Source organism: Janthinobacterium sp. HH106 (assembly GCF_001758725.1).
Classification (GTDB): Bacteria; Pseudomonadota; Gammaproteobacteria; order Burkholderiales; family Burkholderiaceae_D; genus Janthinobacterium.
In genome coordinates this window covers 22,503-40,778 of record NZ_LRIC01000058.1, presented here as the reverse complement: position 1 = coordinate 40,778, position 18,276 = coordinate 22,503, and the positions used below count along the sequence as shown (strand labels likewise).

Below are 18,276 nucleotides of genomic sequence, written 5' to 3'. Positions count from 1 at the left end.
CGCCCCACTGGGGCGTATTCCCCCGCCGGGTCTGACCCCAGCTTTGCACTTGGGTTGGCTTTACGAACTCAGTAGAAAACAACAAGGAGACAGCATGACCATCAAAGTTGCCATCAATGGCTATGGCCGCATCGGCCGCAACGTCTTGCGCGCGTTTTATGAAGGCGGCAAGCAGCAGGATATCGAAATCGTCGCCATCAACGACCTGGGCGACGCCAAGTCGAACGCGCATCTGACGCGCTACGACACGGTGCACGGCAAGTTTCCCGGCGTCGTCACCATCGACGGCGAGAACATGCTCGTCAACGGCGACCGCATCCGCGTGTTCGCGCAGCGCGATCCGGCCCTGATTCCATGGGGAGAGTTGGGCGTGGACGTCGTGCTTGAATGCACGGGTTTCTTCACCACCAAGGAAAAAGCCTCGGCCCACCTGAAGGGTGGGGCAAAGAAAGTCATCATTTCCGCGCCGGGCGGCAAGGATGTGGACGCCACCATTGTGTTCGGCGTCAACCAGCACGTGCTGAAAGCCACGGACACGGTCATCTCGAATGCTTCGTGCACGACGAATTGCCTCGCGCCATTAGTAAAACCGCTCAACGACGCCATCGGCATCGAATCGGGCCTGATGACCACGGTGCACGCCTACACGAACGACCAGGTACTCTCCGACGTGATGCATGAAGACTTGCGCCGCGCCCGTTCGGCCACGCATTCGATGATCCCCACCAAGACGGGTGCGGCCGCCGCTGTCGGCCTGGTCTTGCCGGAACTCAATGGCAAGCTCGATGGTTTCGCCATCCGCGTGCCGACCATCAACGTCTCGCTGGTCGACCTGTCCTTCATCGCCAAGCGCGATACGACGGTGGAAGAGGTGAATGCCTTGCTGAAAGCGGCGTCGGAAGGCGCGCTGAAAGGCATCCTGACGTACCAGACGGAACCGCTCGTTTCCATCGACTTCAACCACAACCCGGCCTCGTCGAACTTCGATTCAACCTTGACCAAGGTCTCGGGCCGCCTCGTGAAAGTGTCGTCGTGGTACGACAACGAGTGGGGTTTCTCGAACCGCATGCTCGACACCACGGTCGCCCTGATGGCGGCCAAGTAACAAGAACCAGCGCTGATCCAGCGCACCAGGACAGCCGGCCCACAAGGCCGGCCCTTGCAGCAGCACGAACTTTATAGAAAGCAGCACACCATGACCATGCAAGTACAGCAACGCGCCACCAAGATCGTTTCCACCATTGGCCCCGCTTCGAACGATATCGATACCCTGGTCCGCATGTTCAAGGCCGGCGTCGACGTCGTGCGCCTGAACTTTTCGCATGGCAAGGCGCAAGACCATATCGACCGCGCCCGCATGGTGCGCGAAGCGGCAGCGCTGTGCGGCCGCGAAGTGGCCATCATGGCCGACTTGCAAGGTCCGAAGATTCGTGTCGGCAAGTTTGAAGAAGGCAAGATTTTTCTGGAAAACGGCGCCAAGTTCATCCTCGACGCGAAATGGGGCGAAAACGGCGAACTGGGCAACATCGAGCGCTGCGGCCTCGACTACAAGGAATTGCCGCGCGACTTGCGCACCGCCGACGTATTGTTGCTCAACGATGGCCTCATCGTCCTGACGGTGGACAAGGTCGTCGGCAGCGAAATCCACACGACCGTGAAAATCGGCGGCGAATTGTCGAACAACAAGGGCATCAACCGCCAGGGCGGCGGCTTGTCCGCGCCAGCCCTGACGGCGAAAGACATGGAAGACGTGAAAACGGCGATGAGCTTCCAGGCCGATTACGTGGCCGTCTCCTTCCCGAAAAACGCCACGGACATGGTCATGGCGCGCCAGCTGGCCAATATCGCCGGCGAAGCGTGGGACCACAAGCCGATGATGATCGCCAAGATCGAACGGGCGGAAGCCATTCCCGCGCTGCAAGAAATTCTCGATGCTTCCGACGGCATCATGGTGGCGCGCGGCGACCTGGCCGTGGAAGTGGGCAACGCGGCCGTGCCGGCCTTGCAAAAGCGCATGATCAAGATGGCGCGCGCGTCCAACAAGCTGGCGATCACGGCCACGCAGATGATGGAATCGATGATCGTCAACGCCGTGCCGACGCGCGCGGAAGTGTCCGATGTGGCCAATGCCGTGCTCGATGGCACGGATGCCGTCATGACGTCGGCGGAAACGGCCTCGGGCCGCTACCCGATCGAAACGGTGGAAGCGATGGCCGCCATCTGCCTGGACGCGGAAAAGTGGGATACCTGCAAGCTCGATGCCGATTTCCTCAACGCCACGTTCTCGCGCATCGACCAGTCGATCGCCTACGGCGCGCTGTTTACGGCCCACCACCTGCGCGTGAAAGCGATCGCCACCCTGACGGAATCGGGCTCCACAGCCCTGTGGATGAGCCGTTGCAACATCGACATCCCCATCGTCGCGCTGACCCCGAGCGTGGGCACGCGCCGCAAGCTGGCCCTGTACCGCAACGTCAGCACCCTGGAACTGACGTCCGGCACGGACCGCGACAAGGTCTTGCAGCAGGCGGAAGATTTGTTGGTGGAACACAAAGTCGTGACCAAGGGCGACACCGTCGTGCTGACCTGGGGCGAGCCGATGGGCAAGGTGGGCGGCACGAATGCGTTGAAGATCATGAAGATCGGTCAGCACTGACCGTCTCGCCCGCCGCCAGTTGCCTGCAGCCTTAAGAACGGCTGAAAAAGAGGCCGCTGGCCGCAAGGCGCAATGGCAGATGCCCAATCTGCCATTGCGATGCCCGCGTTTCCGTGTCAGCATGGTTCTCCTGCCTTGCAAGGCGCATCCGGAGTGCATGATGACTGCATACTTGCCTGCCTTGATCTGGTCGCTGTCGGCTTTCGTTTGCCTCTTCATTGCCAAACGCCGCTCCTTGAAAACTACGTCTGTCAGGGCCATCCTGGTGGTGCTCCTGGGGCCGTTTGCCATTCCCTTCGTATTGGTCGCCAGGCCCGGGATGCACGGCTAAGCGTGCGGCCTGCGCGCGTTCCTCTTTGCTATATTTAAACTTTTAGCGAATGGAATGCCCATGAAACGCAGCGCGTCCCTGTTCCTGACGATGATCCTTCCCCTGTGCGCAGCCGCGTCCGCCTCGGCGGCGGAACCGGCGCAGCGCTTGCAGCGTGCCACGGGGCTGTGGAAGGTGACGCCCGCCACCTCGCCGTTTTCCTGGGAAATTTGCGTTGATCAGCAACGCGACCGCCTGATCGACGACGACTTGTGGAGCGATTTCGAGCAGGAATGCCAGATCGCGTCGCAAAGCCGCCAGGGCGACAGCTATACTTTCCAGTCCAGCTGTCCTGGCGCCAAGCTGGCGGGCAGTTTCAAGGGCGACCTGGCCAAGGCTTATACCCTGACCGCGGATACCACTATCGAACTGAACGGCAAGACCGAGGTGCAACGCACGGAACTGGCGGGCGTATTCCTCGGTGCCTGTCCCGCCGGGTTGGCGCCGGGCGCGAAGAAAATGCGCGGCGGCATGGTCATGAATAGCTTGTATCTCAGCCGCTAAGTGCCGGCAAGCGCGCTGAAACAACGGTTTCCAGCGATAGGCAGGCGCCGGCATTGACGCCGGAGGCCAGGATTTGTGATAATGAGAATTATTATCAATTAGTCGCGCCTTGCCTTGCGCGCATTGGAGTCCCGAGTGAACATTGCGCAGTCCAGCGAGTCGATAGCAGGCATCTACAGCAGCCACCACGGCTGGCTGATGCGCTGGCTGCGCGCCAAGCTGCAGTGCGCCGACCATGCGGCCGACCTGGCGCAGGATACCTTCGTCCGCCTGTTGACGGCGCCGCCCGAGGGCCGGTACAGCCTGCGCGAACCGCGCGCCTATCTCACCACCGTGGCGCAGCGCCTGCTGATCGACCATTACCGGCGCCTGTCGCTGGAGCAGGCGTGGCTGGAAACCCTGGCGCAGCAGCCTGAATTGCTGATGCAGTCGCCGGAAGAGCGTTTGCTGGTATTGGAAGCCTTGCAGCGCATCGATGCCATGCTCGATGGTTTGCCGCCGCTGGTGCGCAACGCCTTCCTGCTGGCGCATGTCGATGGCCTCGCCTATGCAGAAATCGCCCGGCGCCTGGGCGTGAGCGAGCGCAGCATCAAGCGCTATATGGTGCAGGCGTTCGAGCGCTGCATCCTCTTGATCCTGTGAACGCCAGCACGGCTGCCATCGACCCGCGCGCCGCCCGCGCGGCGGCGCAATGGCTGGTGCGCTTGCACGGGGGGCCTTTGAACGTTGACGAACAGCAAGCCTTCCAGGCCTGGCGCACCAGCGATCCCGCGCACGAAGCGGCGTGGAAACGGGCCGAGCTCGTGTGCGGCACCCTGGCCAGCGTGCCGCCGGTGCTGCGCCAGGCGGCGGACGGGGCGCCGCAGTCGCCGCAGCGGCGTGCCGTGCTCTATGGCCTGGCCGGGCTGATCGTGGCCGGACCGGCACTGTGGCTGGCCAGCCAGTCGGCGCCGTGGCAAGCGTGGCGCGCGGCCATCCGCACGGCCAGGGGCGAAATCCGCCACATGACATTACCCGATGGCACGCAACTGGTACTCAATACGGACACGGCCATCGACGTGCGCTTTGACGGCGCCGCGCGGCTGGTGGTTTTGCATGTCGGGGAAATCCACGTCGCTACGGCGCACGACGGGGCCGTGCCGGCGCGCCCGTTCCTCGTGCGCAGCAGCAATGGCGTCGTGCGCGCGCTCGGTACGCACTTCAGCGTGCGCCACGGCGGCAGCGTGCTGGCGCCGCGTACGCAGGTGAGCGTCAGCGAGGGCGCCGTCGAGATCCGGCCAAGGGAAGCTACCGACGCCTTGCGCAGGGTCGATGCGGGCCGGCAGGGCAGTTTTGACGAAGCGGCCGTTTCCGCCTTGACGCCGCTGGCGCCGCATGCGGACGCCTGGCTGCGGGGCGTACTGATCGCCGAGCGCATGCCGCTGGGCGAGGTGCTTGTGCAGGTGGCCCGCTACCGCTATGGTGTGCTGCGCTGCGATCCGGCGCTCGCCGCCATGCCCGTGGACGGCATCTTCCAGTTGCACGACCCGGACAACATCCTGCTCTTGCTGCAGCGCGCCTTGCCGATCCGGCTGGCGCGCCGCACGCGCTACTGGATCAGTGTCGAGGCGGCTTGAGCTTGTCGGCTTACGCGTGGCCTTGCCACGCTAAGCCGACCTACGCCTGTCGGGTATGGTAGGTCGGCTTAGCCCGCAGGGCGTAAGCCGACGTGCTCCAATTTACTTCTTGCCTGTCCCTTTTTGCAGATTGCTTCGTCATACAAGGTAGAGAACGAACAATCCGAACCATCGAAAGGGTTTACATGGCTTTGCAGCACCGCACTTTGACAGCAGCACGCATGACGCTCCATCCCACCACCGGCGCCGTGCGCGCCGCGCTGGTCTTGTTTCTCGCCGTGGGCGGCGCCGGCGCCACTTTGCCGCACTTGGCGCTGGCGGCCGAGGCCAGCCAGGCAGCCAGCACACGCGACTACAGCATTCCCGCCGGCAGCCTGCGCGATGCGCTGGCCTCGTTTGCCATCGCCGCCGGCGTGAACCTGTCCACGCAGGGCGTGGCGCTCGACGGCCTGGCGACGCCGGGCTTGCAGGGCCGTTATGGCGTCGCGGCCGGCTTGCAAACGTTGCTGCAAGGCAGCGGCCTGGACGTGGTGGACGGCGGCAGCGGCAATTACCTGTTGCGCAAGATCAATACCAGCACGGCCGATGGCGGCCTGGCCAGCATGCCGGCCGTGGTCGTCAGCGCCGAGGCGGACCGCGCTACGGAAGGCACGGGTTTATATACGGCGCGCGCGATGTCGACGGCCACGGGCTTGAACCTGTCGCAACGGCACACGCCGCAAACGGTCAGCGTGATTTCGCGCCAGCAGATGGAAGATTTCGATTTGACCACCTTGCAGGACGTCGCGCGCGCCACGCCTGGCATCTATGGCAAGACGCAGGGCGTGTCCGACCAGGAAACCACGTATTTTGCGCGCGGTTTTGCCTTGAGCCACGTCAACGTCGATGGCTTGCCGCTCGATGTCACGGGTTTCAATGAACGCAACGTCTCGGCCGACATGCTGATGTACGACCGGGTGGAAGTGGTGCGCGGCGCCACGGGTTTGATGGAAGGGGCGGGCGCGCCGTCGGGCAGCATCAACATGATACGCAAACGCCCCACGGCCACGCCCCTGCTGAACGCGTCCGCTCACCTGGGCAGCTGGAAGGACCGGCAATTGACGGTGGACGCCGGCAATGCCTTGAACGCCTCGGGCAGCGTGCGCGGCAGGGTGGCGGCCAGCTGGCGCGACAGCGACAGTTTCGTCGACGTGGTCAACAACACCAATGGCACCGTGTATGCGATCGTCGAAGCGGACCTGACGCCGTCCACCACGGCCGGCATCGGCTTTTCGCGCCAGCACAGCCGCACCGATGGCGTGTTTGTCGGCTTGCCGACGTTTGCCGACGGCCGCCACATGGACTTGCCGCGCTCGACCTTCCTGAATAATGCCGACTCGTTCCAGAAACGCGACAACAACGTCGTCTTCGCCGACCTGGAAACCAGGCTGGAGAAGGGCTGGCGCAGCCGCTTTGCCGTCACGCGCATCGATGCCTCTTCCAGCACGCGCAACACCACCAATAGCCGCATCGATGGCGAGATCTATCGCTTCAGCCAGTCGGAAACGGGCTGGAAGTACAACACGGATCAGGTGGTGGCTGACTGGCGCCTGAGCGGCCCCGTCACCTGGTTCGGCCGCCAGCACGACGTCATCGTCGGCGCCAGCTACCGCCACGACGATTCGGATGCGGGCCAGAGCTGGGAGGGCGCCGGGACGCGCGTGATCGACATCCGCCACTGGAATCCCCATGCCTATCGCATGAACGGCGCGCCGTTCGAGCCGTACAACTGGGGCCGCAAGACGGATGAGAAGGGAATTTATGCGGCCGGCAACTTCAGTCTGGCCGATCCGCTGCGCCTGGTGCTGGGCGGGCGCCTCGGCTGGTATGCGCAGGACGTGACGGGCTGGTATGCCAGTAACCCCACGTGGCGGCGCGGCCTGACGGAAAACGCGAAGTTTACGCCGTATGCGGGCCTCGTCTACGACCTGGACCAGCATCACTCCGTGTACGCGAGCGGCACGCAGATATTCCAGCCGCAAAGCTCGTTGGATGTGCGCGGCAATACTTTGCCGCCGTTGAGCGGCACCAACCTGGAAGTGGGCGTCAAGGGCGAGTACTTCGGCGGCCGCCTCAATGCCGGCGGCGCGCTGTTCCGCATCAAGCAGAATAACCGCGCGATGGCCGATGAAGTCAATTGCCCCACGGGCGGTGCCATCTATTGCGCCCGCGCGGCCGGGCAGGTGCAGAGCGAAGGCGTCGATCTGCAATTGTCGGGCTCGCCACTGCCGGGCTGGCAGATCGCGGGCGGCTACACCTATGTGCTGGCCAAATATACGAAAGACAGCGTGGCGGCGAACATCGGCCAGCGCATCGCCACGGATGAGCCGAAGCAATTGTTCAAGCTGTACACGACTGTACAGCTGCGCGGCAGCCTGGCGCGGTGGAATCTGGGCGGCTCCGTGTACGCGCAGGACAAGATCTACCGCCGCGACACGGGCTACCTGACGCAGCAGGGCGGCTACGCCATCGTCGGCTTGACGGCCGGCTACCGCCTGAGCGAGCAGGTGCAGCTGCGCGTCAGCGTCGACAACGTGCTGGACCGCCGCTACTACCAGGGCCTCGGCTATGCGTGGTCGGGCGGGCTGGAACGCTACGGCGCGCCGCGCAGCGTGCTGCTGTCCCTGAACTACAAGCTGTAGGGGGGACGCCAGCGGAGCGCGCCCGGCCGGGCGCCTCTGCTACACTGCCGCCGTCTTCACTTTTACACGGTTCCCATGTCCGCCACGCCTGTCCTCACGCCCCTGAAAAGCGCTTTCCAGCAATCGCGCGCCGAGAATAACATCGAGCTGATCCTGCCCGAACTGCTGGCCGCGCAATTGCACGTCGTGATCGGCGGGCAAAGCGAGCAGATCGACCTGTTCCTCGTGCCGTCGCCGAATCCCGAGCGCCAGTGCGTGACGGTGGCGGAAGACCCGGCCTTCCTGGCCGGCATCAATTTTCCCAAGATTCCCGTCACGGGCGCGCAACTGATCGCGTCGATTCCTCCCGAGATCGAGATCGTCATCCTGCACGGCGATGGTGCCAACTACCTGACGCGCGAACAGCTGGCGTGGTTCCGCGGCATGCTGGCGCCGACCGCTTGAGCGCAGCGCCGTCTCGCAAGCTCAAAGGGGCACGCGCCGAATGGATACGCTTTGCGCCGGCCGACGATGCAAGTTCCCAGGCAGCGATGATGGCCAATCTGCGTCCCGTGCTGTGGCGCAGCGTGCTGCTGGGCGGCTGCGCCCTGATCCTCGCCTTTGTCCTGCAAGCCGTCTGGCGCGACGTGCCATACGCGGGCGATGCGGTGCTGCTGCTCCTGCCGGCGCTGGCCGCCTGGACCGTCGGCCTGGTCCTGCTGCCGGATCGCCATCTGTCCTTTGATGTCGAAATCAACGACGCCGGCCTGTTGCTGCGCCGGTTGGCGCGGCGTTTGCCCGGTCATGAGAAGGCGCTGCAGCTGGGACTGCGCAGATACGCGCGCTCGAGGTGGTCGCCTACGCGGGCGCGGTAACCGTCTACCGGGGCGGGCCACCGATGGCGCGCCTGGAGCTGTTGCTGCACACGACCCTCGACGACTGCCCGCTGATTCGCGTGATTGGCATGGATCTGCCCGTGCCGCAGCGCTGGTCGTTGCGGCAGATCAAGGACGAGTTGAGCCGCCGTTGCAAACTGGCCGGTATTCCTGTCGCCGTGCGGGCCGGTCCCACCTATCAGGAATCTGCCGCGATACGCGCGCAGTGGCCGCCAGGCTGAGCGGCCGGGAATTGTCGCATCAGGGCTGCGGAATATTTTTCTTTTGGCAACTATATTGCTGAAGTCCTATGAATATGTTCGCAAAGCAACTATACTCATCATTCTTTAAGAAATCATCGTCACGCTGGCGGCCAGATATCCGCGCCAGAGTTCGTACGCATTCCGCTTTTTCCCTCTGTAAAAAGCACCTTTCCCCCGCGCGGCAGGCGCGGGCGTGATGACCGAGCCTTGCCCTGGTCGACTGCTGCCGTTGTCATTTTCGCTGTGTTGCCGCTTTACTAAAAAGCCGGGCGCCGGCGCGCGGTGCGCCGTCATGTTTTGCGACGTCACGTTTCACTCTATTCGGTTCACGACAGTATGCTGAGTTCCATCTTTGCCGTATCGAACGATACCTTGCCGTACATCTATGGCACGCACAATGCCTGGCTGGTGTTGTTTTCTATCGGCATCGCCATTTTTGCCTCGTTCATGGCCTTGCAGATCGCCGGCATGGCGCGCAGCAGCGAGCGCGGCTTCCAGCGCCAGACGGCCATCATCACGGGTGCCATCGCGCTCGGCGGCGGCATCTGGTCGATGCACTTCATCGGCATGCTGGCCTTTGATATCTGCACGCGCGTGTCCTTCGCGCCCGGCCTGACCCTGCTGTCGATGCTGCCAGGCATGGCCGCTTCGTGGGTGGCGCTGCACCTGCTGGCGCGTCCGAGCATCAACTGGCGGCAATTGATGGTCGGAGGCGTGCTCGTCGGAGCTGGGATCGGCTCCATGCATTACAGCGGCATGGCCGCCATGCAGACGTCGCTGGCCCTGCGCTACGAACCCTGGCTGTTTGTGCTCTCGCTGCTGGTGGCCGTCACCATGGCCATGCTGGCGCTGTGGGTGCGCTTCGGCCTGAACGCCATGCGCCAGCGCCTCAGTCCGCTGGCATCCTTGCTGATCAGCAGCGTGGTGATGGGCCTGGCCATTTCTGGCATGCACTACACGGGCATGCTGGCGGCGCGCTTTTCGGGCACGCCCACGGCGGGCGAGAACACGATCACGGTGCAAGCCTCGTTCGTCGCCCTGGCCGTGGCCCTGATTACCGTCACGCTGACCGTCTTTGTGGCCGCAGCGAATGGCTTGCTGCGCTACCGCCAGCTGCTGCGCCACGCCAGCGCCAGCGAATCGCGCCTGCGCGCCATCGTCGACACGGCGGCCGATGGCCTGATCACCATCGATGGCCAGGGCAAGGTGCGCTCCTTCAATCCCGCCGCGGAAAGCCTGTTCGGCTGGCGCGAAGCGGAGATCGTGGGGCGCGACGCCAGCGTGCTGCTGCAACCGGCCGATGCGGCCGAATACGAGGGCTATCTGCGCGACTATCTGGAAACGGGCGCTTCGCGCATCCTCGACAGCGGACGCGAACTCGATGGCTGCCACAAGGACGGCGCGGTGCTGCCCATGCGCGTGGCGATCGGCAAGATCGATACGCCGGGCCAGCCCCTGTTCGTGGCGTTTGTCACGGACATGCGCTCGTCGCGCAGCATGGAGCAGGCGCTCAAGGACAGCGAGCGCCAGTACCGTACCCTGATCCGCAATATCCCGGGCGTGTCCTTCCACTGCAGCTTCGCGCCCGAATGGAAGATGATCTTCATCAGCGACGCCGTCTTCAACCTGACGGGCTGGACGCCGCAGGACTTCATCGAAGGGCGGGTCAGGCTGTTCGACCTCGTGCATCCGGACGACCGCCAGCGCGTCAACGACACCTGCGTGCAGGCGGCCGGCGAACAGCGCGACTTCGAGAACGTCTACCGCCTGATCCACCGCGACGGGCGCGAGCGCTGGGTGCGCGAGAGCAGCGGCCCCGTGCTCGACAACGACGGCGTGGTGCGCTGGATCGACGGCGTCATCCTCGACATCACGGAAAGCGAATTGCGCAACGCCGAATACGAAGGCAAGGTGACGGCCATCTCGCGCGCGACGGCCGTGGCGGAATTCGACCTGCAGGGGCGCATCCTGGCGGTCAATCAGAACTTCCTCGACCTGGTCGGCTACCAGCTCGACGACGTGCTGGGTCTGCACCACAGCATCTTCTGCGAACCCGCCCACGTGATCTCGCCCGACTACATCGCGTTCTGGCAGCACCTGGCGGGCGGCGAATTCAATACGGGCGAGTACAAGCGCATCGGCAAGGATGGCCGCGAAGTGTGGATACAGGCGTCGTACAATCCGATCTTCAACACGGACGGCAAGCCGTTCAAGGTGGTCAAGCTGGCCACCGACGTGAGCGAGCGGCGCGCCATGCAGGAAAACCTGCGCGCGGCGAAAGACCGCGCCGAGCTGGCCGCCGAATCGAAGACCAGCTTCCTGGCCAATATGAGCCATGAAATCCGCACGCCGATGAACGCCATCATCGGCTTTACGGAAGTGCTGCTGGGGACGGCCCTGGACAGCCTGCAGCGCCGCCACCTGGGTACCGTGCGCCAGTCGGCCCGTTCGCTGCTCGAGCTGCTCAACGACATCCTCGACACGGCCAAGCTGGAAAAAGGCGCCACCGAGCTGGAACTGGTGGACTTCTCGCTGCCCGACCTGGTCGACCACGTGGCCGCCTCCCTGCGCGTCACGGCGCACGCGCGCGACCTGGTGCTGCATGTCGACGTCGATCCCGGCATGGGCCAGTTCTTCCTCGGCGACGCGCGCCGGGTGCAGCAGGTGCTGACGAATTTGATCGGCAACGCCGTCAAGTTCACGGAAGTGGGCCATGTGCGCGTGGCCGTCGGCATGCAGGGCGAGCAAGTGCATATCGCCGTGCACGACACGGGCATCGGCATTCCGGCCGACCGCCTGGACAAGATCTTCGCCCCATTCACGCAAGCTGATTCCTCGATGAGCCGCCGCTTTGGCGGCACGGGCCTGGGCACGACGATTTCGCTGCAGCTGGTCGAGCTGATGGGTGGCACCATCACGGTGGAAAGCACCCTGGGCGTGGGCAGCGTGTTCCACGTGCTGCTGCCGCTGGCGCCGGGCAAGGCCGTGGCGCGCCGCAGCGAGCAGCCCGTGGCGGCTTTGCCGCCGCTGCGCATCCTGGCGGCAGACGACGTGCCGCAGAACGTGGAGCTGCTCTTGATCAGCCTGGGCGCGGCCGGCCACCAGGTGATCGCCGCCAGCGATGGCGAGAGCGCCGTGCGCGAGTTCAGCAAGGGCAGCTTCGACATCGTCCTGATGGACGTGCAGATGCCGCGCATGGATGGACTGGAAGCGACGCGCCTGATCCGCGTGTACGAGCGCGAGCAGGGCCTGAAGGCGACGCCCATCATCGCCCTGACGGCCAGCGTGCTGGAACAGGACCGCCGCGCCGCGCAGACGGCGGGCATGAACGGCTTTGCCTCGAAGCCGCTGGAAATGCACAAGCTGACGGCGGAAATCGCGCGCCTGCTCGATATCGCCGTGGCCATGCCGCCGCCGGCCGCCGGCGCGGCGGCGCGTGCGGCCGCCGGCCAGGTCGACTGGCAGCGCGGCATCGCCCTGTGGGGCGGCCGCGAAGCCTTGCAGCGGGCGATCGGCCGCTTCGTGCAGGCCAATGGCGACTGCGCCGCCATGCTGGCGGCGGAACTGGAACGCGGCGGCGGCAGCGTGGCCGGCCACCTGCTGCACCGTATCAAGGGCGCGGCGGGCAATCTGTGCCTGGTGCAGGTCGAAAGCCTGCTGGGACGCATCGAACAAGCGATCGCGCGCCAGCTGCCGGCCACCGAATTGCTGGTGCAGCTGGCCGCCGCCTTCATGGCGCTGGCCGGCGAACTGGAAGAAATGGGTATGCCGGCCGTGGCCATGGAAGCGCCGGCCGCCAGCGCGCCCCTCGATGCATCGGCCGTGGGTGCCTTGCTGCGGCAAGCCATCGCCAGCCTGGAGGGCGGGCAGCTCGACGACGCCCTGATGGCGCAGATCGCCGCCATCCTGGCGCCGCATGGCCAGCAGCAGCGCCTGCAGGCGCTGGCCAGCGCCATCGACGACTTTGAATTTGCGCGCGCCGTGGGCGTGCTGCGCCAGCTGCTGGCGTGGCTCGAGGCTCCTACGGCTGCCGACCTTTCCTGATACTGGGCTAACGATGACCTTACACGAAGACAAACCGATCCTGCTGCTCGTTGACGACGAAGCGACGAATCTGCAGGTGCTGCGCCAGATCCTGCAGGACGATTACCGCCTGCTGTACGCCAAGGATGGCGAGAAGGCGCTGGAACTGGCGCAGAACAACCCCGTCGAACTGATCCTGCTCGACATCATGATGCCGGCCATGACGGGCTATGAAGTGTGCCGCCAGCTGAAAGCCATGCCGGTCACTGCCGCGATTCCCGTCATTTTCGTCACCGCCCTGTGCGACGTGAAGGACGAGGCGGACGGCTTCGACGCCGGCGCCGTCGACTACATCACCAAGCCCGTCAGCCCGCCCATCGTGCGCGCCCGCGTGCGTACGCACTTGTCGCTGGTGGATGCCGAGGAATTGCGCCGCTCGCGCCTGCAGGTGATCCAGACCCTGGGCCAGGCGGCCGAATACAAGGACAACGAGACGGGCATGCACGTCATCCGCATGAGCTATTACGCGCGCCAGCTGGCACTGGCGGCCGGCTACAGCGCGGCCAGGGCGGAAGATTTATTGAATGCGGCACCGATGCACGACGTGGGCAAGATCGGCATCCCCGACGCCATCCTGCAAAAGCCGGGCAAGCTCGATGCGGAAGAATGGAAAGTCATGCGCCGCCACGCGGAAATCGGCGCGGCCATCATCGGCGAGCACGCGGGCGGACTGCTGAAAATGGCGCGCACCATCGCCCTGACGCACCACGAGAAATGGGATGGCAGCGGCTATCCGCAAGGCCTCAAAGGCGAAGAAATCCCGCATGAAGGCCGCATCGTCGCCATCGCCGACGTCTTCGACGCGCTCACCAGCGAGCGCCCCTACAAGCGCGCCTGGACGATCGAAGAGGCCATCGCCACCATGCAGCGCGACAGCGGCACGCATTTCGATCCCGCGCTGCTGGCGCTGTTCATCGAGCAGCTGCCGGCCATGCTGGAGATCAAGGACAAGTGGCGCGAGCCGGCGTAGGGAGCATCTGCTCAGGGCGGGTCCACGCGCAGGCGGTCGGCCAGCAAGCGCGCATATGCTTCAGTGCTGCCGAATTGCACATGGGCGCATGCCATGCTTGTGCCCAAGGTTGCCATGTGGCGAGAGGATATCGCATAGGCAAGTTTGCCGGGTTGTCGCCGCGATGGATACACGAAACCGTGAATCGCGCCTGCCTCCTGCGCAATGATCTGATCCAGCTGCCAGCCCAGCCATTGGCACCAGCCGTGGTCGGAACTGCGCAATTGATCGTAGATACCCAGGCGGCTGGCGGCCAGCCCGGTCAGATCAAGCAATTGCAGCGGGGCGCTGAACGACAGGGTTGCAATCAGCGCTTGTTGCGCGTTGTGATCTATGTAAAAGGTGCCCGGGCGCGTGACGTCGTTACGGCAAAGCTGGGCTTCCCAGGCCGCCGTATAGGCATCGTCCGCAAGATACGCCCAGTGATAGGGGAAGCCGCCCGCATCTGCCAGTTCGGCGGGTGGGCCGAAGCGGTAGGTGCGCTGGACTTTCAATGGCCAGATCGATGCCGTGTTCCACGCCGCGCGCACCAGGGCCTGGCCTGCTGGATGGGTGATGATATGACTCAATAATTCAGCGCGCAGCAATGCCAGCGCCGGCAGGCGCGTGATCATTTCTGGCGGGACAGGCGTATCTTTCAGTTGTAGCGTCATGCGAGGCTAGCCTACGATATCGGCCATGCCCCTATGCTGCCACTTCGCCGCCGCCAGCACCTTGCGCAATCTCTCGCTGGCTGGCAGATCCAGCAGCGCCTGCTGACTGGGATGCACTTCGGCCCGCGTTTCGAACGATTTGCCTGCAAGCAGCTCTGCCGGCGACAGTTCGTTGAGTTCGTCTGCGCTGCTGACCCAGAAGGCATGAATGTCACTGCCGGGCTGGCCGGCGAGAATGGCGAGCACGGGCGCGATCAGTTCCGGCACGGGCTGGACAAATTGCCACGCGGGAAACTCCTTGCCGATACTGCGCCCCTTGGGTGTCACGCAATAAAACCGCTGGCTTTCCACTGCGCGATACAGCGACGCCTGCGACAGTTCCACCCATCCTTGCCCAATGACATCGGACACCTTGAGTTTTGACACGGGAAGCTGCAGCGGTATCGATGGCGGGGTGGCGCGCAGAGAGGCGCGCGCCGCATCGAGCGCGCGCGTGGCCAAGTCGATCAGGCGCTCGCGCTCGGGACCTTGCGCCAATAGGTCGAGCTGTGCGCTCACCAATTGCGAGAATTGTTCCACTACCCGCAGGTCGTTGTCGGTCCATTCCCGGCGCGCGGGCGCCAGAGTGTCGTGATGCAGATGCGCTGTCATGTTCGCTCCTCGGGTATATGCGCCAGGCGTCTTACACACAAGATTATCATGTTTCGCAACTTTATCAAGCGAAAAGCGCATCTTTTCTGCATCAGGCAGCGCTGTATATCAGGGCAAGCTGTCCGGCAGCCGCAAGATCCGCCGTATCTCCAGGATCGCCTGCGGGCTTTCCTGCACGCTGTGCCACGAGGGGATGACTTTTTCCGACAGAGCGCCGTCGAGGTGGGCGCTGGCGTAGGGCACCACGCCGTCGCTCGATTCCGCCAGGGGCAGGTCCGGCGTGTCGTTGCCCATGATGGAGTAGTAGCGCACTTTCGGGCTGATGGGCAAGTCGGCCACCAGGCGCACGAACGGGTCCTTGTCGCTGAGGTTATCGATGCTGTTGGGGATGCGCAGCGGCTCGCTGCTGCCCGTGTCGAGCTGCGCCAGGCTGCCGGCCGCGTCGGACAGCTGGTCGAGCATGGTGATGGGCAAGGTGACGAGATTGGCGATCCAGCGCGCCACCTTGTGGTTGGCGAACGAGGTGCCGCGGTGCGGCGCGGCGATGAAGATGGCGCGGTTGACCTGCGGCATGGCCGTGAAATTGAGGTAGGGCGCCAGCCCGGCGCGCACTTTTTCCGCCTTCTTGCCTTTTAAATTATATTCTTCCGTGATGGCGTCGAGCAGGGTGTTGCTGGCGTCGGACACCATCAGGCGCGCCAGCACGCCGCCCATGCTGTGGCCGATCAAGACCATCTCGTTTGCCGCGTCGGCCTTGCCCGCCGGGTCGAACTGCGCCAGCGTCGCGGCCAGCGCCTTGCGGATGGCGGCGTTATTGGCCGCCAGCGGCGCATTGCTCGGGTAGTAAACCTGCCAGATCTGGTAGCGGCGGCGCAGCTGTTCGTCGCCCATCAGTTCATTCGCCACGTTGATCCACGCTTCCGGGCTGCTGGCCAGGCCGTGCAGCATGACGATGGTGCGCTTGTTCGGGTCGTAGGGCTGCATCAGGTGCACCTGCGGGCGCGAAATGCCGTCGGCGCGGCCGAACAGGGTGCGCAGCGCCTGCACGCCGAAGCCGGAGCGGGCCAGCCACAGGCCATAGCCGGCCGTGAAGTTGGCTGCCACGGGCAGTTCCTGGCCTGCCATGCGCGTCGATTCGCTGCGCGTCGGGTCGACCAGCATCACCAGCAGCTGTTGCGTGGCCAGGACTTCCTGCAGGCTGTTGCCGTCGAAGCGGATCAGCGCCGTGACGACGGGGAAGCGGGTTTCCTGGAACGGTGCGTTGCCCGCTTGCGCGGGCTTGGGCATGACGGCCACCAGGTCGGCGCCGAAGCCGTCGCGCCGGTACACATTGCGCAGGCCGGAAAACGTCAGCGAGGTGGCCGGCAGCAGTTCTTCCGGCAGGGTGCCGTCTGCGGGCAGCCGCAGGGCAGACAGTTCGCTGTCGATCTGCCAGCCGGCGACGCGGATCACGTGGCCGTCCGGGCGGTACTCGCCGCGGTGGCGGAACAGGTTGCCGACGGCTTTTTGCACGGCATAGTTATAGTAGTCGCGGATTTGCGTCTGGCGTTCCTCGAAGGCGCGCTGGCCCGGCGTGCGCGTCGTGTAGAACAGGTAGGCGTAGGCGTAGCGGGCCGATTCCAGCCACGCGGCCAGCAGCTCGGCGCTGGGGTGGCCGCCCTGTTTTTCTTCGGCCAGGGCGCTTTCCAGCCATAATTCGGAGAGGGTTGCCAGGCGCTGTTCGTCGCTGAGCAGCTCGGAGCGGGCCAGGTCGGCGCGGCAGCTGCCCGTATTGGCTTCGCAGGCGGCGATATCGCTGCCGATGATGCGCAGCACTTCGCTGGCCGAGGCGCTGATTTTGCCCGTGGTGAGGATGTCGCCGCGCCGCTGCTGCAGGTAGTCGGCTGGAGAAATGGCGCTGACGGTGACGGCGGCGCAGCCGCTCAGCAGCGCCGCGGCACAGAGCAGGGCGGCCAGGCGCAAGCGCCGCATCAGCGTGGCCGGCATCTCAGAACGAGTAGACCAGGGTCAGCGAGGTCTGCGTATCCGTGTTCTTCTTGTCGTCCGGTACGCGCGTATCGTTGCGGGCGCTGAAGGCGGCCTTCATCTGCATGGTGCCGTTGATCTTCGTGCTGAGGGCCGTTTCGGCGATCGAGTGAGTATTCGAGGTGCCCCGTTCCACGCTGACCGTCTGCGTAAACATGGCCGACTGGCTGATCTTCCACTTCATGGCGGCCGCGCCGCGCACCGTCAGGCCGTGTTCCGATTCGCCCGCGTCATTGGTGCCGCTGAAATAGCCAGGACCGAATTCCACGTCGACGCTCTTGTCGCTCGACTGATACCAGCGCGAGCCGTGACCGACGGCCAGGGTCGAGTACTTGGTGTAGGCGCCGAACTTGTCGTTCACGTGCGAGGCCAGCACGAACAGTTTTTCATGGTCGGCCATCAGCTTGTAGGCGGCCTTGGCGGAGGCGGAAAAGCGTTCGGCCGAGCGTTCGCGGATCTTTTGTCCTTCGTCGTTCGTCGTTTCGTCTTCCTTGAAGTAGCCGCTGAAGATGTACTGGTTGCTCCAGTCGTCGAGTTCCTGGCGCGCGTCGATCTTGCCCGTGACGGAGGTGCCGACCGTGTTGCCCGAGGTGGTGATGGCGCCCAGTTCGGCGGAAGTGCTCCAGCTGCCGATGGGGATTTCATCGAACAGCATGCTTTGTTTGGTGTCTGCTGCGGCGGCGTTGCCGCAAGTGATGGCCATGGCCAGCGCCAGTGCGAGAGAGTGGGTCGATTTCATGGCTGTAGTGGTCTGTGGCGCGCGCCAGGCGCGCCTGATGTTCGTTAGTGGCAGTGGTGGCGATGCTGGCCGCGGCAAGCCGGGAAGCGCCGATAAAACATGCGCGCGCGGGCGCGGCCAAACATTGTCGAGGCTGTATTGTACCCGACCCCGTCAACGTTCGCCGCACGCC

General features: G+C 64.6%; 16 protein-coding genes. 11 read left to right on the top strand and 5 right to left on the bottom strand.

The features are described 5' to 3' along the window. The first annotated feature begins 94 nt into the window (after window positions 1-94). The 9 genes from gap (at window position 95) to JAB8_RS22210 (ending at window position 8,923) form a co-directional block, all read left to right on the top strand. Window positions 95-1,105, top strand: a complete 1,011-nt coding sequence (gene gap / locus JAB8_RS22255; protein ID WP_070291450.1) for a type I glyceraldehyde-3-phosphate dehydrogenase — start codon at window positions 95-97, stop codon at window positions 1,103-1,105. 90 nt (window positions 1,106-1,195) lie between these two features. Beyond that, the gene (gene pyk, locus JAB8_RS22250; RefSeq protein ID WP_083287864.1) at window positions 1,196-2,656 is read left to right on the top strand and encodes a pyruvate kinase; all 1,461 of its coding nucleotides are present in this window, start codon (window positions 1,196-1,198) and stop codon (window positions 2,654-2,656) included. Window positions 2,657-3,047: 391 nt separating this feature from the next. Then, window positions 3,048-3,530 (top strand): DUF3617 family protein, encoded by a 483-nt coding sequence (locus JAB8_RS22240; protein WP_070291448.1) that lies wholly within the window; start codon window positions 3,048-3,050, stop codon window positions 3,528-3,530. 135 nt (window positions 3,531-3,665) lie between these two features. Beyond that, a complete protein-coding gene (locus JAB8_RS22235) occupies window positions 3,666-4,172 on the top strand; it encodes a sigma-70 family RNA polymerase sigma factor (RefSeq protein WP_070291447.1) in 507 nt (168 codons plus the stop codon). Beyond that, window positions 4,169-5,146, top strand: coding sequence for a FecR family protein (locus JAB8_RS22230; RefSeq protein WP_070291446.1), 978 nt, complete (start codon window positions 4,169-4,171; stop codon window positions 5,144-5,146). The genes JAB8_RS22235 and JAB8_RS22230 overlap by 4 nt, the downstream gene beginning before the upstream one ends. Window positions 5,147-5,367: 221 nt before the next feature. Beyond that, on the top strand, window positions 5,368-7,827 hold the full coding sequence (locus tag JAB8_RS22225; RefSeq protein ID WP_083287863.1) for a TonB-dependent receptor: 2,460 nt from the start codon (window positions 5,368-5,370) through the stop codon (window positions 7,825-7,827). A 75-nt stretch (window positions 7,828-7,902) separates the two neighbouring features. Next, complete coding sequence (locus JAB8_RS22220) at window positions 7,903-8,271, top strand: hypothetical protein (protein ID WP_070291444.1); 369 nt, start codon at window positions 7,903-7,905, stop codon at window positions 8,269-8,271. Then, window positions 8,268-8,681 carry a hypothetical protein gene (locus tag JAB8_RS22215; RefSeq protein WP_139143140.1) on the top strand — a complete coding sequence of 138 codons (414 nt, stop codon included), beginning with the start codon at window positions 8,268-8,270 and terminating at the stop codon, window positions 8,679-8,681. Before JAB8_RS22220 ends, JAB8_RS22215 begins: the two co-directional genes overlap by 4 nt. A gap of 23 nt (window positions 8,682-8,704) precedes the next feature. After that, a complete protein-coding gene (locus JAB8_RS22210) occupies window positions 8,705-8,923 on the top strand; it encodes a hypothetical protein (protein WP_070291442.1) in 219 nt (72 codons plus the stop codon). Window positions 8,924-9,028: 105 nt separating this feature from the next. Here the strand turns inward: JAB8_RS22210 and JAB8_RS29240 are convergent, their stop codons facing one another. Beyond that, window positions 9,029-9,253 (bottom strand): hypothetical protein, encoded by a 225-nt coding sequence (locus tag JAB8_RS29240; protein ID WP_139143139.1) that lies wholly within the window; start codon window positions 9,251-9,253, stop codon window positions 9,029-9,031. A gap of 27 nt (window positions 9,254-9,280) precedes the next feature. On the opposite strand from JAB8_RS29240, the gene JAB8_RS22205 reads away from it, so the two are divergent. Both JAB8_RS22205 and JAB8_RS22200 read left to right on the top strand, forming a co-directional pair. Further along, the gene (locus tag JAB8_RS22205) at window positions 9,281-12,988 is read left to right on the top strand and encodes a PAS domain S-box protein (protein WP_070291441.1); all 3,708 of its coding nucleotides are present in this window, start codon (window positions 9,281-9,283) and stop codon (window positions 12,986-12,988) included. A gap of 13 nt (window positions 12,989-13,001) precedes the next feature. Further along, window positions 13,002-13,997, top strand: coding sequence for an HD domain-containing phosphohydrolase (locus JAB8_RS22200; RefSeq protein ID WP_070291440.1), 996 nt, complete (start codon window positions 13,002-13,004; stop codon window positions 13,995-13,997). An 11-nt stretch (window positions 13,998-14,008) separates the two neighbouring features. Here JAB8_RS22200 and JAB8_RS22195 read toward each other — a convergent pair whose 3' ends face one another. The 4 genes from JAB8_RS22195 to JAB8_RS22180 form a co-directional block, all read right to left on the bottom strand. Then, the gene (locus JAB8_RS22195; RefSeq protein ID WP_139143138.1) at window positions 14,009-14,689 is read right to left on the bottom strand and encodes an RES family NAD+ phosphorylase; all 681 of its coding nucleotides are present in this window, start codon (window positions 14,687-14,689) and stop codon (window positions 14,009-14,011) included. Between the two features lie 6 nt (window positions 14,690-14,695). Beyond that, complete coding sequence (locus tag JAB8_RS29990; RefSeq protein WP_227741975.1) at window positions 14,696-15,340, bottom strand: hypothetical protein; 645 nt, start codon at window positions 15,338-15,340, stop codon at window positions 14,696-14,698. Window positions 15,341-15,448: 108 nt separating this feature from the next. Further along, window positions 15,449-17,326, bottom strand: a complete 1,878-nt coding sequence (locus tag JAB8_RS22185; protein WP_083287862.1) for an alpha/beta hydrolase — start codon at window positions 17,324-17,326, stop codon at window positions 15,449-15,451. A gap of 1 nt (window position 17,327) precedes the next feature. Next, window positions 17,328-18,104, bottom strand: coding sequence for a DUF481 domain-containing protein (locus JAB8_RS22180; protein ID WP_070218454.1), 777 nt, complete (start codon window positions 18,102-18,104; stop codon window positions 17,328-17,330). Between the last annotated feature and the right edge of the window lie 172 nt (window positions 18,105-18,276).

Excerpts from the sequence above, each read along its gene's own strand:
- gap (WP_070291450.1), top strand. The coding sequence starts at position 95 with ATGACCATCAAAGTTGCCATCAATGGCTATGGCCGCATCGGCCGCAAC.
- pyk (WP_083287864.1), top strand. The coding sequence starts at position 1,196 with ATGACCATGCAAGTACAGCAACGCGCCACCAAGATCGTTTCCACCATT.
- JAB8_RS22240 (WP_070291448.1), top strand. The coding sequence starts at position 3,048 with ATGAAACGCAGCGCGTCCCTGTTCCTGACGATGATCCTTCCCCTGTGC.
- JAB8_RS22225 (WP_083287863.1), top strand. The coding sequence starts at position 5,368 with ATGACGCTCCATCCCACCACCGGCGCCGTGCGCGCCGCGCTGGTCTTG.
- JAB8_RS22220 (WP_070291444.1), top strand. The coding sequence starts at position 7,903 with ATGTCCGCCACGCCTGTCCTCACGCCCCTGAAAAGCGCTTTCCAGCAA.
- JAB8_RS22210 (WP_070291442.1), top strand. The coding sequence starts at position 8,705 with ATGGCGCGCCTGGAGCTGTTGCTGCACACGACCCTCGACGACTGCCCG.
- JAB8_RS22205 (WP_070291441.1), top strand. The coding sequence starts at position 9,281 with ATGCTGAGTTCCATCTTTGCCGTATCGAACGATACCTTGCCGTACATC.
- JAB8_RS22200 (WP_070291440.1), top strand. The coding sequence starts at position 13,002 with ATGACCTTACACGAAGACAAACCGATCCTGCTGCTCGTTGACGACGAA.
- JAB8_RS22195 (WP_139143138.1), bottom strand. The coding sequence starts at position 14,689 with ATGACGCTACAACTGAAAGATACGCCTGTCCCGCCAGAAATGATCACG.
- JAB8_RS29990 (WP_227741975.1), bottom strand. The coding sequence starts at position 15,340 with ATGACAGCGCATCTGCATCACGACACTCTGGCGCCCGCGCGCCGGGAA.
- JAB8_RS22185 (WP_083287862.1), bottom strand. The coding sequence starts at position 17,326 with ATGCCGGCCACGCTGATGCGGCGCTTGCGCCTGGCCGCCCTGCTCTGT.
- JAB8_RS22180 (WP_070218454.1), bottom strand. The coding sequence starts at position 18,104 with ATGAAATCGACCCACTCTCTCGCACTGGCGCTGGCCATGGCCATCACT.